16 protein-coding genes and 2 pseudogenes are annotated in these 14,516 nt (G+C 70.7%); 6 read left to right on the top strand and 12 right to left on the bottom strand.

Annotation, left to right across the window (positions count from 1 at the left end; translation table 11 throughout):
• Positions 1-10 precede the first annotated feature (10 nt).
• Entirely contained in the window at positions 11-835 is an 825-nt protein-coding gene (locus AB0D29_RS10505; RefSeq protein WP_362853143.1) for an NAD(P)-dependent oxidoreductase, read from the bottom strand.
• A gap of 181 nt (positions 836-1,016) precedes the next feature.
• On the opposite strand from AB0D29_RS10505, the gene AB0D29_RS10500 reads away from it, so the two are divergent.
• The gene (locus tag AB0D29_RS10500; protein WP_362853142.1) at positions 1,017-2,168 is read left to right on the top strand and encodes a hypothetical protein; all 1,152 of its coding nucleotides are present in this window, start codon (positions 1,017-1,019) and stop codon (positions 2,166-2,168) included.
• Between the two features lie 41 nt (positions 2,169-2,209).
• Here AB0D29_RS10500 and AB0D29_RS10495 read toward each other — a convergent pair whose 3' ends face one another.
• The 4 genes from AB0D29_RS10495 to AB0D29_RS10480 all read right to left on the bottom strand — a co-directional run bounded on the left by AB0D29_RS10495 (position 2,210) and on the right by AB0D29_RS10480 (position 5,278).
• The gene (locus AB0D29_RS10495; RefSeq protein ID WP_362853606.1) at positions 2,210-2,581 is read right to left on the bottom strand and encodes a MerR family transcriptional regulator; all 372 of its coding nucleotides are present in this window, start codon (positions 2,579-2,581) and stop codon (positions 2,210-2,212) included.
• Between the two features lie 26 nt (positions 2,582-2,607).
• A complete protein-coding gene (locus AB0D29_RS10490) occupies positions 2,608-3,366 on the bottom strand; it encodes an SDR family oxidoreductase (RefSeq protein WP_362853141.1) in 759 nt (252 codons plus the stop codon).
• Between the two features lie 205 nt (positions 3,367-3,571).
• The gene (locus AB0D29_RS10485; RefSeq protein WP_362853140.1) at positions 3,572-4,060 is read right to left on the bottom strand and encodes a hypothetical protein; all 489 of its coding nucleotides are present in this window, start codon (positions 4,058-4,060) and stop codon (positions 3,572-3,574) included.
• Between the two features lie 249 nt (positions 4,061-4,309).
• Entirely contained in the window at positions 4,310-5,278 is a 969-nt protein-coding gene (locus AB0D29_RS10480; RefSeq protein WP_362853139.1) for an oxidoreductase, read from the bottom strand.
• Between the two features lie 220 nt (positions 5,279-5,498).
• On the opposite strand from AB0D29_RS10480, the gene AB0D29_RS10475 reads away from it, so the two are divergent.
• The 4 genes from AB0D29_RS10475 to AB0D29_RS10460 all read left to right on the top strand — a co-directional run bounded on the left by AB0D29_RS10475 (position 5,499) and on the right by AB0D29_RS10460 (position 9,487).
• Positions 5,499-6,047, top strand: coding sequence for a TetR/AcrR family transcriptional regulator (locus tag AB0D29_RS10475; RefSeq protein WP_362853138.1), 549 nt, complete (start codon positions 5,499-5,501; stop codon positions 6,045-6,047).
• Positions 6,048-6,541: 494 nt separating this feature from the next.
• Entirely contained in the window at positions 6,542-7,081 is a 540-nt protein-coding gene (locus tag AB0D29_RS10470; RefSeq protein WP_362853137.1) for an NUDIX hydrolase, read from the top strand.
• Positions 7,082-7,308: 227 nt separating this feature from the next.
• Positions 7,309-7,857, top strand: coding sequence for a DUF1062 domain-containing protein (locus AB0D29_RS10465; protein ID WP_362853136.1), 549 nt, complete (start codon positions 7,309-7,311; stop codon positions 7,855-7,857).
• Positions 7,858-7,993: 136 nt separating this feature from the next.
• On the top strand, positions 7,994-9,487 hold the full coding sequence (locus AB0D29_RS10460) for a serine/threonine-protein kinase (RefSeq protein ID WP_362853135.1): 1,494 nt from the start codon (positions 7,994-7,996) through the stop codon (positions 9,485-9,487).
• 10 nt (positions 9,488-9,497) lie between these two features.
• Here AB0D29_RS10460 and AB0D29_RS10455 read toward each other — a convergent pair whose 3' ends face one another.
• The 6 genes and pseudogenes from AB0D29_RS10455 to AB0D29_RS10430 all read right to left on the bottom strand — a co-directional run bounded on the left by AB0D29_RS10455 (position 9,498) and on the right by AB0D29_RS10430 (position 13,919).
• Positions 9,498-9,653 carry a hypothetical protein gene (locus AB0D29_RS10455; RefSeq protein ID WP_362853134.1) on the bottom strand — a complete coding sequence of 52 codons (156 nt, stop codon included), beginning with the start codon at positions 9,651-9,653 and terminating at the stop codon, positions 9,498-9,500.
• Between the two features lie 170 nt (positions 9,654-9,823).
• On the bottom strand, positions 9,824-10,447 hold the full coding sequence (locus AB0D29_RS10450; protein WP_362853133.1) for a hypothetical protein: 624 nt from the start codon (positions 10,445-10,447) through the stop codon (positions 9,824-9,826).
• Entirely contained in the window at positions 10,444-11,934 is a 1,491-nt protein-coding gene (locus AB0D29_RS10445) for a hypothetical protein (RefSeq protein ID WP_362853132.1), read from the bottom strand. Before AB0D29_RS10445 ends, AB0D29_RS10450 begins: the two co-directional genes overlap by 4 nt.
• A 45-nt stretch (positions 11,935-11,979) precedes the next feature.
• Positions 11,980-12,447 carry a hypothetical protein gene (locus tag AB0D29_RS10440; protein WP_362853131.1) on the bottom strand — a complete coding sequence of 156 codons (468 nt, stop codon included), beginning with the start codon at positions 12,445-12,447 and terminating at the stop codon, positions 11,980-11,982.
• A 254-nt stretch (positions 12,448-12,701) separates the two neighbouring features.
• On the bottom strand, positions 12,702-13,112 hold the full coding sequence (locus tag AB0D29_RS10435) for a RidA family protein (RefSeq protein ID WP_362853130.1): 411 nt from the start codon (positions 13,110-13,112) through the stop codon (positions 12,702-12,704).
• 149 nt (positions 13,113-13,261) lie between these two features.
• Positions 13,262-13,919, bottom strand: a pseudogene (locus AB0D29_RS10430) (transposase).
• A 32-nt stretch (positions 13,920-13,951) separates the two neighbouring features.
• On the opposite strand from AB0D29_RS10430, the pseudogene AB0D29_RS10425 reads away from it, so the two are divergent.
• A pseudogene (locus AB0D29_RS10425) lies at positions 13,952-14,260 on the top strand (hypothetical protein); the annotation flags it as partial.
• 19 nt (positions 14,261-14,279) lie between these two features.
• On the opposite strand, the gene AB0D29_RS10420 reads toward AB0D29_RS10425, so the two are convergent.
• Positions 14,280-14,516, bottom strand: a 237-nt coding sequence (locus AB0D29_RS10420; RefSeq protein ID WP_362853129.1) for a hypothetical protein, incomplete at its 5' end; no start/stop codon positions are given.

The following is a 14,516-nucleotide window of genomic DNA, read 5'->3' as shown; positions in this document are numbered from 1 at the left end:
CGGTTCGCCGTCAGTGCTGCCAGCGCGGCGGGTCGGTGCAGAAACGGCCGCCCAGGTACAGGTCGTCGGGGTCGCCCTCGTCCGGAACGCCCTGCTCGGAGATGAGCTGCTCCGCGAACCGTTCCGAGTCGTCCTGCGGTTCGTAGCCGATGGCCCGGGCCGACGAAAGGTCCCACCACAGCCGGGTGTTGGCGGAGGAGCCGTACACGACGGAGTGTGCGACGTTCTCGGCGGTGAGCGCCGCGTGCAGGAGCCGTGCGCAGTCGGCCGGGCTCAGCCACAACGACAGCATCCGCACCGACGTCGGCTCGGGGAAACAGGAACCGACCCGTACCGAGACGGTCTCGACCGCGTGGAGGTCCCAGTAGAGCTGGGCGAGGTCCTCGCCGAAGCACTTGGACAGGCCGTAGAAGCTGTCGGGCCGGCGCGGTGTGTCGACGGGGACCAGGGGGTCGCCCCCTCGTGGGCGCGGGGTGAAGCCGACGGCGTGGTTGCTGGAGGCGAAGACGACGCGGCGCACCCCCTCTTCCCGGGCGGCCTCGTAGAGGTGGTGCAGCCCCGTGACGTTGGCGGCCAGGACCTTCTCGAAGGTGGACTCCAGGGATATCCCGGCGAGATGGACGATGGCGTCGACCCCCCGGACCGCCTCCCGCAGGGCCGCGCGGTCGGCGAGATCGGCGACGATGGCGTCCGGCGCCCCGTCGACGGGGACCACGTCGAGCAGCCGGAGCTCGTATCCGTACGCGGGCAGCAGCTCCCGCATCAAGGTGCCGACGCCCCCGGCCGCGCCGGTGAGCAGGACGGTGCGGGGCTTGGGTGTGCGTGAAGTCTCCATGAGCAGAACTTAGTCACGTATGTGAACGTACGCAGGGGCGTTTCCAAGGATCGTGAAACTGCTGTCGACTGCTTGACGAGGTCAAGCGCGGGTGCCTACTGTTCGCAACGCTCGCCCCCACGGGCCGAGTTCACATGTCTGAACAATCCCGAATTCGCACACGGACGGTGAGGCTGCGGTGGTGACGGCGACCGGATACGCGTATCCCTGGGACTTCGTCGGCGACCCGGCAGCGGCGGACCGGGCTCGCGAGGCGGGCGTGGAGAGCGTAGCCGTGGCGGCGAACTACCACAGCACCCGCGCCGCCACCCCGCTCCACCCCCGACACCGCCTGGTCGAGGCCGAACACGCCGCCTGCTACCTCCCGATCCGCCCCACCGCCTGGCGGAGCACGAGGCTGGCGCCGCGCGCTCCGCGCTGGTGCGTTCCCGACTCCTTCGCCGTGGCCAGGGAGGCGCTCGGCGCCGCGGGGCTGAAGGTCGCCGCATGGACCGTCCTCACCCACAACAGCGCATTGGGACGTGACCATCCGGACCTCGTACGGCGCAACGCCTTCGGCGAACCGTACACCTACGCCCTGTGCCCGCAGGCGCCCGAGGTCGCCGACTACTGCGCGACCCTCGTGCACGAGGTCGCCCTGCTCGGAGGGGCGGACGCCCTGATCCTGGAGGCCGCCGGTCCGCTGGGCGTGGACCATGGCGGACACCATGACAAGACCGAGTTCGCCCAGTGGACCCCCGTCCAGCGGGAGTTGCTCTCGCTGTGCTTCTGCGCCTCCTGCCGGCGCGTCCAGCGGGTGGCGGGGCTCGACCCCGAACGGATCACGGCGCGGGTCCGGGCCGCCGTCGGCCCCGCCCAGCCGCCGAAGAGCCCCGAGGAGGCCCTCGGCGCGCAAACGGCCGCCGCGCTGCGCGAGTGCGCCGACGCGTCCGCGTCCGCCCTGCACACCCGCCTGGTCGCCGCCGCGCGTACCGCCGCGCCCGGTATCCGCATCACCCTGCACGGCTCCGCGTCCCCGTGGGCGACCGGGGCCTTCGCGCCCCTCGGGCCGACCGTGGTCGAGGGCATCGACGCGGTGGTCGCCAACTGCTGGGCCGCCGAGCCCGGTGCGGGTCCGGTGGCCGCCCTCCGCGATCTGGCGCCGCCCGCCACCGCAGTCGGCGGCTACTTCCGCCCCGAGACCCTGCCCGCGGACGAAGACGGCCTCCGTACGCTGGCCGCCCGCCATGTGGCCGCGGGCCTGGGCGAGGCACACCTCTACCACCTGGGCCTCGTTCCGCGCGCCGGCCTCGAGCGGCTGCGGGAGCTCGTCACTGCCCTGCGGAGTGTGTGAGCCGTACGGAAGGGCCGGAACACCGGTGGTGGGACGACTGGTCAGGCCACCGGGCGGATTCGCTCGCCGGTCTTCTCCCGGAGTGCGGCTTCCAGCCTGTCGCGGGCCTCGGTCTGGGCGGCGATCCTTTCGTTGAGGACCGCCAGCCGTTCCCGCGCGACCCGCACACCCTTGTCGGAGGGCGGTGCGGCAGCCACATCGCCGTCCAGGCAGGGCAGGAACACGCGTACGTCGTCCAGGATGAGCCCGGCGGCCAGCAGACGGCGGATGTTACGAACCCGCACCACGGCCCGCTCGTCGTAGATGCGGTAGCCGTTGGGGGCCCGCTCCGAGGAGATCAGTCCGGCCTGCTCGTAGTGCCGCAGCGCACGGGCGGACGCCCCTGTCGCCTTGGCCAGTTCACCGATCCGCACCTGTCCCACCTCCCGGGTCACTCCTATCACGCCACGACCGCCCCGCCGTCGACCGGGAGCACCACTCCGGTGACGAACGATGCGGCCGGTGCGGCAAGCTGGGTGATCGCCCAGGCCACCTCCTCGGGTCGGCCGATCCGGCCCAGCGGGGTGTGCGCCAGCTGCCACTCCCGTACGGCGGCCATCCGCTCCGGCGTCAGGTTCTGGTGCTCTCCGATGGGGGTGTCGATCGCGCCGGGGGCGACCGCCGCCACCCGGATCCCACGGGGTGCCAACTCGACCGCCCAGCTGCGGGTCAGCAGCTCCAGGGCGGTCTTGGTCGCCGCGTAGACCGAGCTGCCGGGCCAGGCCCGCTGCCCCACCGACGTACTGACGTTGACGATCACCCCGCCCGCCCTCTCCAGGGGTGACAGCGCGGCCTGGGTCAGCAGGATGGGGGCGACGAGGTTGGTGGCGAGCTGAACCGCGATCGTCTCCGGCGTCAGCGTGCCGAGGGCGCCGCTGCGCACCATGCCGGCGTTGTTGACCAGCACGTCCAGCCGGCCGTGTGTGTTGAGCACGGCCCGGATGATCCGATCGGGCGCGCCCTCGGCGGTGATGTCGGCGGCCAGCGGCATGATCCGGTCGTGCCCGGCAGCGGTCTCCTCGAGCGGCTCGGCCCGCCGCCCGATCGCGACCACGTGTGCGCCCTCGGCGGCGAAGGCCCGGGCGGTGGCCCGGCCGATCCCCGTACCTGCTCCGGTGACGGCGACGACCCTGCTGCGCTGCGATGCGGTGCTGTTCATGCGGCCATCGTGCAACCCTGCCACCAGCGGCAAGGTCAAGCAGCCACGGCCGGCGTCTACCGGTGGGGGCGTACGGACCCTGGCGCGCGAGGCGGACTCCGGCTGCTGCCGAGCCGCTGGAGGCGATGATGCATCTCCTCGGCGGTGGCGGTCAGCAGGCTTCGGCGCGCGGTGGCGGTGGCCACGGCGCGGGTGGTGTCGCTGCTCATCGCTGCGGCCGGCGGGTGAGGCGGGCGCGGCGGGCGGCGGCGAGGTCGAGTACGTCGTCGGTGGCGGGCCGGGGCGGGCCGTCGAGATCGACGGCGTGGCTGCGCAGCATCGAGACCAGGTACCGGCCGGCCGACGGGGCTCCGGCGGGGATGCCTCGGTCGAGAGCGGCGGCGAGCGTGGTGGCGAGCTCGCGGGTGTGGTCGGCGAGCGCGCCGGCAGCGTACCGGGCGGCCTCGGCGGGGCGGTGGCGGCGGGTGAGCTGCCGGGTGAGGGTGGCGAACGCTTCCCCCGGCAGGGCGGCGAGGAGCTGCTCGGTGTCGAGCTCGTCGGCGAGGCGGCGCAGCATGGCGGCGGCGGTGGCGCGCGGGAGGTTCGAGCGGACGTCGGCGGGGCCCTGGTTGGGAAGGGTGACGATCAGGCGGTGCGTGTCGAGGGAAGCGAGGGTGACAACGTCGGGGATGACGACGTCGGGGGTGCGGGTCACGGGGACGGGGCTCCTGTCGGGGTCGGGGTAGTGCTCACGCGCGCGGGAGGGGCCGCGACCTGTCGCGCGGGCCGGCCGCGGCGAGGGGCTGGAACGGCACCTGCGAGCTGTGCTGTGGGGGCCCATGTCGTACGCGGGGTTGCCATTCGTTGGACTGCACGTCGAGTTGGGGGTCGTGGACCAGGCTGCCGACAACAGCCACAAGGGTTGCGCCTGACGCGAATGTCGTCCGAGTCGAAAGGGGGCCGGCTAGTAGGACTGCTCGGCGGCGTATCCGGCATCATCGGACAGCCGGAAGCGGACGCCGGTGAGCGTTTCGGACAGCTCCCACAGCCGGCGGGCGGTGGTGGTGTCACGTATGGCAGGCTCCCGGCTGCGTAGGACCGGCTCGCCGCGTAGCTGCAGAGGCCCGCCGGGCACGACGTACGCTCCGCCCGGCAGGTCCGGGACGGTCGCGGCGTACAGGGAGGTCTTGGCGCCTTCGGGGGTGGGGCGGAAGGCGACGCGGAGCAGCAGCCGGGTCAACGCTCCATGGATTCGGCCGCGGTTGCCGTTGGCGCCGCCGGTGAGAACGTTGGTGCGGGTGAGTCCGGGGGCGACGGCCGTGCTGCGCAGCATCAGGCCTGCGGCGTCGGCGCGGCGTTGCAGTTCGGTGGCGAAGTAGAGGTTGGCGCGCTTGGACTGCAGGTAGGCGAACATGGCACCGTAGCGGCGTTCGGCGTTGAGGTTGTCCAGGTCGAAGCGGGCGAACCGCTGGCCTTCGCTGCTGACGGTGACCACCCGCGGATCGGGCGAGGCCAGCAGGTGGGGCAGCATCAGCCCGGTCAGGGCGAAGGTGCCGAGGTGGTTGATCCCGAACTGCGACTCGAAGCCGTCGGCGGTCCGGGCGAACGGCACCATCGCCACACCGGCATTGTTGACCAGCAGATCGAGCCGGTCGTGGTCCCAGCCGTCGGCGAAGGCGCGTACGGAGGCAAGATCGCCCAGGTCGAGGAGACGCACCTCGGCACGGGCGCCGGGTGCCCGGGCGAGCAGCCGGTCCAGTGCGGCCTGCCCCCGCTGGGGACTGCGGCAGGCCAGCACGACATGGGCGCCCCGGCGAGCGAGCGCCTCCGCAGTGACCTGGCCGATGCCGCTGTTGGCCCCGGTCACCACCGCCAGGCGGCCGGACTGGTCGGGGATCGAGTCGGGGGTCCACGTATGGAAAGTCCTGGTCATGGCCTTGCTTCTCCTGGATCGAGGGCGTTCGGCTGACGGGGTGGGGTCGTCCGGCGCACAGCTGCCCAGCCGGCACATGCACCCCTCAATGCAACTTCCAGTTGCGATAGACTGGAGCCTGACACGTGAGTACCTGCTAACGCAACTGGGAGTTGCAATGGATTCGGGTTCCCCCGGCCCCGCCCGCCCGGTCGGGCGCGGCCGCAAGGCTCAGGAGGCGGTGCGCGCCGCCACCCTCGCCGAGTTGGCGGACAGGGGCTATGCCGAGCTGACCGTCGAGGGCGTGGCCCAGCGGGCCGGGGTGCACAAGACGACGGTCTACCGGCGCTGGAAGGACCGGCCGAGCCTGGTCGTGGACGCGCTGGCCGAGCGCTTCGCCACCGACATCCCCATTCCGGACACCGGCGCCATCGAGACCGATCTGCAAGCGCTCGCCCAGGCACTCGTGCAGAGCATGACGGGGCCGGTGGGCAGGGCGGTGCAAACCGCGATGTACTCCGACGCCGGCCGGCTGCCGGAGATCGCCGAAGCGCGGCGGCGGATCTTCGCCGACAGGTTCCGGCGGGCCGAGCCCGTGGTCGCCCGCGCCATCGAGCGTGGCGAACTCCCGGCCGACACCGACCCTGTCGAGCTGATCAAAACGCTGGTCGCACCGATCCACTTCCGGTTGCTGGTCAGTCCTGATCCGGTCGAAGAGGGCACCGCCGACCTGGCTGTGAGGATCACGCTCGCGGCCGCCCGCGCCGGCGCCCTGGCTGTGAACTCATGACCGGCAGGTGGGCGTCGTAGTCCGCGACGGGCCCGGACAGGTCGATGTCCGCTGGTGGGCAGGGCGGTCCGGTTGAGCGGGTACTCGACCATCCCCCGCCAGCCGCACGAGCAGCTACCCCGCAGGTCCGTGACCGGGGGCCGGCTGGACCTGCCTTCGCAGACGTGCCGCTCCCGTGACGACCGCATGTCCACCCCGCAGCCCGAGCCGAAGCAGACCGGGCCCGGCCCGCTGCCATCGGCAAGCCCCCTCCTTGAGCATCCTGTCCACGACGACCAACCCACCACACCGCGCTCGATCGGGACCAGCCAGCGGCCGGTCCACGACGTCCAGGCTGCCCCGACTGGCCCACCCACGCACCGGGATCCACCGAAAGCGGTACAGGCGATGCCACCACTCCGGTGCACGGCGCGATGCTGCTGCACCGACTGTCCGAGGTCCTGCCTCGGGGCAAGACCCGGACGGCAATCGGGCCCGCTGGAATACTGGCGGCCATGACGAACACCCCTGCCGCACCCGCCCCGTTCTCCCGGATCAAGATCCGGACTGGGGCGCTGGTGTTCTGCGGCGACGACGTCGCCCTCATCCGCCGCGACCGCACCGAATCCACCCACTACACCCCGCCCGGCGGCAACGTCGAACACGGCGAGGACCTCACCCACGCCCTCGCCCGCGAGCTCGCAGAAGAACTCGGCCTGGACACGGCGGCGGCCGGGGGCGGGGACCTGATGTGGGTCGTCGACCAGCGCGTGACCCGCCCGGGCCCCACCCCGCCGCCGCGCAAGCTCCACCTGATCTACCGCTTCCACATCAGCCCCGAGATCCGTGCGACCCTCGCCGAGCAGGAACTGGACGAACTCCCCGACGGCAGCCACGAGGTTGGTGTCATCGAGTGGATCGACTACCGCGAGACCGCCGAGCTGCCCATCTTCCCGCCCATCGGCCCAGCCCTTGCCGCCCTCGCCGATCCGCACGCCGCCGTCACCGGCACGGCCCTGGATGCGGTCACCGACGCGAACTACACCTGGGTCTAGCACTCACGCCTGTCAGGGCCGGACCAGGCCAGTGGCAGCGGAGGCGCCCGAAAACCAGTGGAACAGCGTCGCTGTGCGCCACTACCGTGCCGTCGAACCGAGTCGTCCAGGCAAGGACATGCCGTTGTACACCCTGTGAGACCCCCAAGCGCTGATCGGTCGCGCGTCGCACATGTGCGCCGTGCTGCTTTTTGCTGCGGACTTCTCACTGAAACCGGTGTATTTCTGTGCTCAACAACTGGGCGGTCGTGCCCACCTGCCTGCCCCTCGTTCGCCGCCGTTGCCATGCATGCGCGTCCGAGCGCTTCCGGGCGAACGGCAAATTTCGTGTCAACGCGAACCACAAGCTCCTCGACGCCTGGCTGCTCGTGCTCTGTACCGCTTGCGGGGACACCGCGAAGCTCACGGTCCTGGAGCGGATGAACGTGCGCTCCGTACGACCTGAGCTCCTGGACCGCATGCATGACAACGACCCTGGCCTGGCAGCCGAGGTGCTCCAGGATCCGGTCATGCGGCGGCGCAATCGCATCGCCCTCGACTGGGACGACGCCTGGCGGCTCGACACCGACGGATCGGATCACCTGGGCCGGGAGGTGATCGACGTCTCGGTCCGCTTCGCGGCGCAGATCCCCGTCCGGCCGGTGCGGGTGATCGCTGAAGGTTGCGGTCTTTCCCGGGCCGAGGTCGAAAGACTGATCGCGGACGGGAAACTCGTGTCGACGGCCCGGCTGGACGGCAAGCTCTCCGGCGACTTCACCTTCATGCTCAAGCGCTGAGCCCTCCCCCGCACCTGGGGCCTGTCCGGCAAGATCCGCCGGACGGGCCCTAGCCCCCGCGGCAGCACCCCTGGGAGGCTTGGTTTCTCGCGCAGTCGGGGGATTCCAGGCCCCCTGGGGTGAAAACGGGGGAGTCGTGCAGCAGTTGATGCCGGAGGACCCGGCCTCGATCGGGCCGTACCGTCTGTCCGCGCGGCTCGGTGAGGGAGGGATGGGCCAGGTCTTCCTCGGCGTGTCCCGCAGCGGCCGTCGACTGGCGGTGAAGGTGATACGCCCTCAGATCGCCGCCGATCCCGGATTTCGCGAGCGGTTCCGACGCGAGGTGGCCGCGGCGCGGAGCGTGGGCGGCTTCTGGACCGCGCCGATCGTGGACGCCGACCCGGACGGCGCGATGCCGTGGGTCGCCAGCGACTACATCGAGGCGCCCGATCTGAGCTCGCTCGTGCACGACCGGGGTCCACTGGGGGCGCGGGAGTTACGGTCCTTGGCCGCCGGCCTCGCCGAGGCCCTGGAGGCCATCCACCGGACCGGACTCGTCCACCGGGACCTGAAGCCGTCGAACATCCTGGTCACCGGGGACGGCCCCAGGGTCATAGACTTCGGCATCTCGAAGGCGGCGGAGGGCGCCACGACGCTCACCGGCACGGGGCTGGTCATCGGCACGCCCGGATTCATGAGCCCCGAACAGGCGTCGGGCGGACGGGTCGGGACGTCGAGCGACATCTTCTCGCTGGGTGCGGTGCTGGCGTTCGCGGCGACCGGGGACGGGCCGTTCGGCGAGGGCAGCGTGCCCGCGTTGCTGTACCGGGTGGTCCACGACGAGCCTCGCCTCGACAGGGTTCCGGACGGACTGCGGGGTGTGGTGGCCGGGTGCCTGCAGAAGGCGCCGGAGCGGCGTCCGTCGGCGTCCCAGGTCCTGGACCGCCTGAACGGGGACGACGCGGAGGATGCGGCGCCGAGGCCCGCTCCCGCTCCGGGCCCCGATGCCGTACCGAGGACGGCGCCGTTGACGGAGGCGGACGCACGGCAGAAGCAGGACGAGCCGGTCTCGGGGGTCTCCGATCCTGATGTGGTGGAGGTACGCGCGGGCCTGGTCCGGCAGCAGGGCAAGGCGGCGACCGTCTGGCTGTCGGTCATGGCGATCGGCGCCTTGCTGATGCTGAGCAGCATGTTCGTGGAGTGGGCCGGCTGGGCCTGGTTCGCGGCGTTCCTGGCGCTCGGCTTCGCGATGACCATGGTGGCGTTGCCCTTCATAGTGAGGCTGCCGCCGCTCCAGCGGGTCGTCACGCTCACGGGTGAGCAGCTGAGGTGTCGTGCGCAGGATCTGGAGTGGTCGGTCCCCTGGACGGACCTCGAGCGCATCACGGTCAGGCCCCCGCGCAGCGCGTCGGCCAACGAGCGCCACTGGGAAGTCTCGGCCTCACTACGGCACGGGGTGAAGATCCCGCCCGGGTTCGTTACCGGGGTCAAGAACCGGGCGGGCGTGTCGCTGGACTTCGACAAGCGGGAGGATCCCGTGCCCGCGATGCGGCGCCTGGACGACGGACTACGCCGCTTCGCGGGCAAGCGCTACGCACGGCATGTCGCCCTGGCGGCCCTTCTGGACGAGGCACGGGACCGACGGGACTAGGCCGTTTCCTTCAGACCGCGACGACCCAGTCGACGTCACCTTCGGCATCGGCATCGGCATCGGCATCGGCATCGGCATCGGCCTCGGCCTCGGCGAGCAACGCGGTGAAGACCATCTCCCAGGTGCCGTCGCCCCCATCCGCAGCCGGTTGCGGCCACGCTTCCACGACCCGCACCTTCCCGGACAGGTCCGTCCGGGAAGGTGCGGGCGGCCAACCACATGGGAAGGTCACGGGGGATGTCGTTGGTTCTGCTCGCCGTGGTGACCTCGTGCTCGTTGCGGGTGGTGTCGCGGCGGACGATCTCGTAGCCGCCCTCGTCCGGAAGCGGCGGCGGGTCAGGGGCTCGGTCGGTCCGGTGCGGTCCCGGGCCCGTAGTGAGCCCTCAGGTATATGCGGGTGCGGTCCGGAGCGTACGCGTGGACGTAGAGGCGGACGCAGCGTTCCTCGGTCGTGTCGTACGCCTCCGGCACTCCGGACGGGAGTGCGGTCGGCCCGCCCGCGTTCGAGCCCGGACAGACGTAGCCGTAGCGCATGCCGTCCTTGAGCGTCTCCGGCTCCGGAAGGCCGAAGTGGGCGAAGTCGTGCGGTGGGACGGCAGCGGCGGCCGTGGGCTCCAACATCGTGCCCTTCGGGGGGTTCTCCTTCAGGTACGTGTCCGCTTCGGCCCGGGTCAGCGTGAAGGTGAGCAGGCCCGTGTCGTAGCGGGAGGTGCTCTCGTACGCGGCCTCCGGTGACCCTGCCGTACTCGGCACCGGGAGGCCCATCTGCCCGCTCATCCACTCCGGTGTGATGCCGGCCGCCCAGCCGGAGCCCGATTCCGGTCCCGTGCCGTCCCCGAAGCCGGCCGGACCGGTGCACCCCGCCACTGCGAGAAAGACTGCGATCACGCCCGCTGCGGCCCGCACCGCGAGCAGCCGGGGGCGGGAGGTGCGGCTCCCGCCCTTGGGGAATCCGGTCATCGTACGGTGCCCCTCCCGCCACCCGTCGTCGGCGGCCGGTCCTGCTGCTGCTCCCGGCCGGGATTGGTCCGTCCGTCCCTGCTCTCCCCGGGACCGGGGAGCGGCTCCTGATTGCTGGCCTCGGCGGTCCCCAGCTCGTAGTGCCGCACCCCGCTGCTGCCGGACATGTCGAACTCCTGGGCGACCCCCGCCCGGTGCAGCTCGGCCATGTCCCCGTCGGGGATCGAGAGGGGGCCGATTTCGACGCCCTTGCCCTTGTCCCAGTTGTAGCGGTCCCAGACGTTGGCCTGGTAGTCGATGCCCACCTTGGGGTTTCCGTTCTCGTCGGGAACCACCGTGACGACCCCGGTGACATTGCTGTTGGTCCCGCCCACCGCGTAGAACCAGTTCGCGTCGAGGTCCTTGCTGAAGTAGAAGCCCTCGGGTGCCTTGGCCTCGACAGGGAAGGCGATCGGCTGCCCGCCGTTCTTCCGGAACTCCTCCAGCGCCTGCGTGCGCCAGGCGTTTTGGTTCTCCCGGACGATGTTGTCGACGTACGTTTGGAATTCGGGCACGTCCCCCATCATCGTGTCCACCGGCAGGTTCATGGGACTGCCGCTGTTGCCGAGGTAGTGCGACATGTGCCGGGCGGCGTCGGTCATGCCCTTGAAGTCGGCGGCCTGGATCAGGAGTTCCATCTTCTTCTTGGTCCTCCAGTCGTCGAATCCGCTCGATTCGGAATCGTACGCCCCGGCACCGGCGTCCGGGGCGACCTGCTGCATGGTCGGGCTCAGGATGCCCGCCGCCATCAGTTCGTCCTTCCGGGCCAGCCAGAGCTGGGCCCGTGCGGCCGGACTCAGCGATTCCCACAGGCGGTGCAGCTCCGCCCGCTGCTGCGGATTCGCGCCCTTCCCGAGAGAGGCGAGCTCCATGGCGCGCGGGAACTGTTCCTCGTCGAGAGAGGTGTAATGGGCGTGGCCCGCGTTCTGCGCGTCGCTGCCGTGGCTGTTCCGCAGGGCCCGTGCGGCGGCGGCGTCGACTTCGGCGGCGTGCCGGATGATGCCGTTGAGGGTGTCCCGGTACCACCGGATCCGGTCCAGTGTGCGCTGGTCGGTCTCTCCGGGCTCGCAGACGGTAACGGTGACGAGCACCGTGCCGTCCGCGCCGTTGAGGACCGCGAGTCCGAGGTCCGGCGGATTGCGGGACGGATCTCCCTTGGCGGCGTCCTCGGTGAGGAGCTGGGCCTGCTTCTGATACTGCGTCAACTCTGCGTGCGCGTCGGCGAGGACGTTCGCGATGCTGTCGGCCTCCCTCTGGAGGTCGGAGAACTCCTTGGCCGATTTGCCGATGAACTCCCTGGTCACACCGGCGTTGACGCCCACCCAGCGGGCTTCGTCCGACTTCTTGACGAGTCCGCCGCGGACATCGCTCTCCAGCTTGGCCAGCTCGCCGGCCACGGTCCTCCAGTCGGCCGCGGCGGTGCCGAGGCCGGCGAGGTCCAAGGCCATGAGATCCGCGTAGGTTAAGACCCCCACCTGTCCTGACCCCTTCCCCTACTTGAAGTAGTCGTTGAGCGCGGAGACGGACGGCGGGCCGGTCCGGCCTTTCAGCTCGGCGGCGATCCTCGCGTCCTCCTGCGCGTGCAGCTTCTTGCTGTAGTCGAGGTGGTTCGAGATGTGCGCGCACGCCTGCAGGACGTACTTCACCTGCGAGGTCCAGACTTCGACGGTCAGTTCGAGTTCCGCCCCCAGCGCCAGATTGCGGCTCTTGAGCGCGGCGGCGGCCCGCATGGTGGATCCCGCCCCGTTCTGGTCGATGCCGGCCCCGGCGATGTCGGCCCGCTTCTTGAGCTCTCCGTGCAGAATGGCGGCCTCATGCCCCACGGCGCCCAAGTCGTCCTGGTTCACGACGAGATCGCCGTCCTCGGCGGAACCGGCGGCCGGAGCCTGGTTCAGTCGTGTCGTGACCTCGCGGTCGTCCCGCGCAGCCGTCTTGGCCCGCTCCCACTCATCCCACGCCATGCGTCCTCCCCCGTTCCTCCCCGCTGTGGAACCTCCCGCCACCGTAGCCGACCCGAACGCGTATCGGACTGAATTCCCTTACTGGGCCCGGTAGTTCGGGCGAGCGAGGACGGGTACCGGGAGCCCGATCCGGTCGACCGCCCGCCGAAGCCGGACGACTGACCCCGGCGCCCGGGCGTTCCGCTGTCGTCCGCCCGCTCCAGGTGCCTACCGTGCGGGGGCGGCGCGGAAGAGCGCGTGCACCGAAGACTCACTCATTCAGGCAGCGCCACAGTGAGATCCACCTCGACGAGCTGTCCGGGAAAGCCCAACTGGGAGACGCCCAAGAGCGTGCTGGCGGTGGTGAACGCCGGACCCAGGGCAGAGTCGGTGAGCCGACGCCACGCGGCTCCGAGAACTTCTCTCTCATCGCTCCGCACGTAGATCACTGACCGCACCACATGTTGCGGCTGAGCACGCACCGCTGCCAGGGCAGTGAGCGCATTCGCGACAACCTGGTCGACCTGTGTCTCGAGGGAACGGGAACCGACGAGGTCACCGTTCCGGTCAAGCGGGCACTGCCCAGCCAGATAGGCCGTACGGCCTGCCTCCACCAGGGTGACGTGGTGGTAGCCAGGCGTCTCATGCAGCTGCTCGGGGTTGATGCGGGTGATCTTCTCAGTCATGTCCGAGAGTCTGACCGGAGTGGTGCCCGCACGCACCGCAATTTGCCCTACCGCCAAGCACTCCGATGGAACGTGGAGGCCATTGTGTTGATCCGCGAGCGCGCTGAGCTGCCTCGACCAGGGTTGCGTGAGTGCGTGGATGTGCTGAATCAGCGATTCACGGTGCTGCGGGGGCGGTCGGCGAGCCCCGGGTGATGTTGGGTATCGCGTTCAGGCTCGCGCCAGTTCGGGGTGGATTCACGGGTGAGCCGACGGCTCATGAGTTCTACGTCGATGCCGAGGGTGGCGCCGTGGTCGATGGCTTTGGTGTGGTAGCCGGTATCGGCCCAGGCCTTGGTGACGCGGGGGTGGGCCTTCGCGATCTGTGAGAGCACCTGGATGCCGCCGACGTTGTCGGCGGCGCCGGCCGCGGTGACCAGGACCGCCAGAAGCAGGCCGAGGGTGTCGACGCCGATGTGGCGCTTGCGGCCCGCGATCTTTTACCTGCATCAATGCCCTGGCCGACGGCCGGGACGTTGGCGGACGTCTTGATGCTCTGGGCGTCCAGCACGCAAGCCGTCGGCTCGGCGTCCCGCCCCTCGGCCTCTCTCTGCCAGGCTGCGAAGTACAGGTGGACGGTTTCCCACGGTGCGAAGTCGTGCGGCAGGTACCGCCAGGCGATCCCTGTGCGGTCGACGCAGAGGACCGCGTCCGTGATCCGGCGAAGGTCGGGCTCGGGCGGACGGCCGTTGTCCAGGCCCTTCCCTCTCCGCTCGGCCCGCCAGGCCGACAGAATCGGTCCCAGCAGTCCCACCGGCCATCGGACAGCTCACTCGGATACGGCCGTTGTCGTTGGCCACGACGGGCACCACCAGGAGTCCGACATCTGGTGCGCCGGTACTTGGGCTGAGCAGATGAAGCGTCCGCATGACGAGCGTTCCGTGGTTGCCCGCGCGGAAGTCCGGCTGGCCGCCAACCTCGCCGGCCTCCCCGAGCGTGAGTACTGTGACATCGCGATCCAGCCGTTCCAGCTCACCGTTGACGGGGTGGTCTTCGGCCTCATCACGGAGTGCCATGCCGAGGACGAGGACGGCGAGGACGACTGGGCTGAGCTCTATCCGGATCGGTTGGGCTTCTCGGCTCCGTGGAACGGCGAGTACGACACCTGAGCGCCTGGGTGGCGGCGCGTCAGGAGCGGCCAAACCAGCGGCGCTTGGCCCGGGGCTGGGGCGTGGCGCCATTCGCCGGGGCCACCGACGGGGCGTCGTACTCGCGGGAGATCACCTGGACCTGGCCCGACTCGGCGTCGTGGCGCACCGTGTCCAGGCCTTGGCGGTTCAGTTGGGCGATGGTGTCGGCGTGGGTGGTGGTGTTCAGGGCGAGCATCGCGACCTTTGGGGGCCTCCGACCGAGGTTCACCTCCTC

It is taken from the genome of Streptomyces sp. NPDC048424 (assembly GCF_040651555.1).
In the GTDB taxonomy this organism is placed as follows: domain Bacteria; phylum Actinomycetota; class Actinomycetes; order Streptomycetales; family Streptomycetaceae; genus Streptomyces.
Note: the sequence above shows the minus strand (reverse complement) of the source record. Positions and strands in the feature narration are given on the sequence as shown.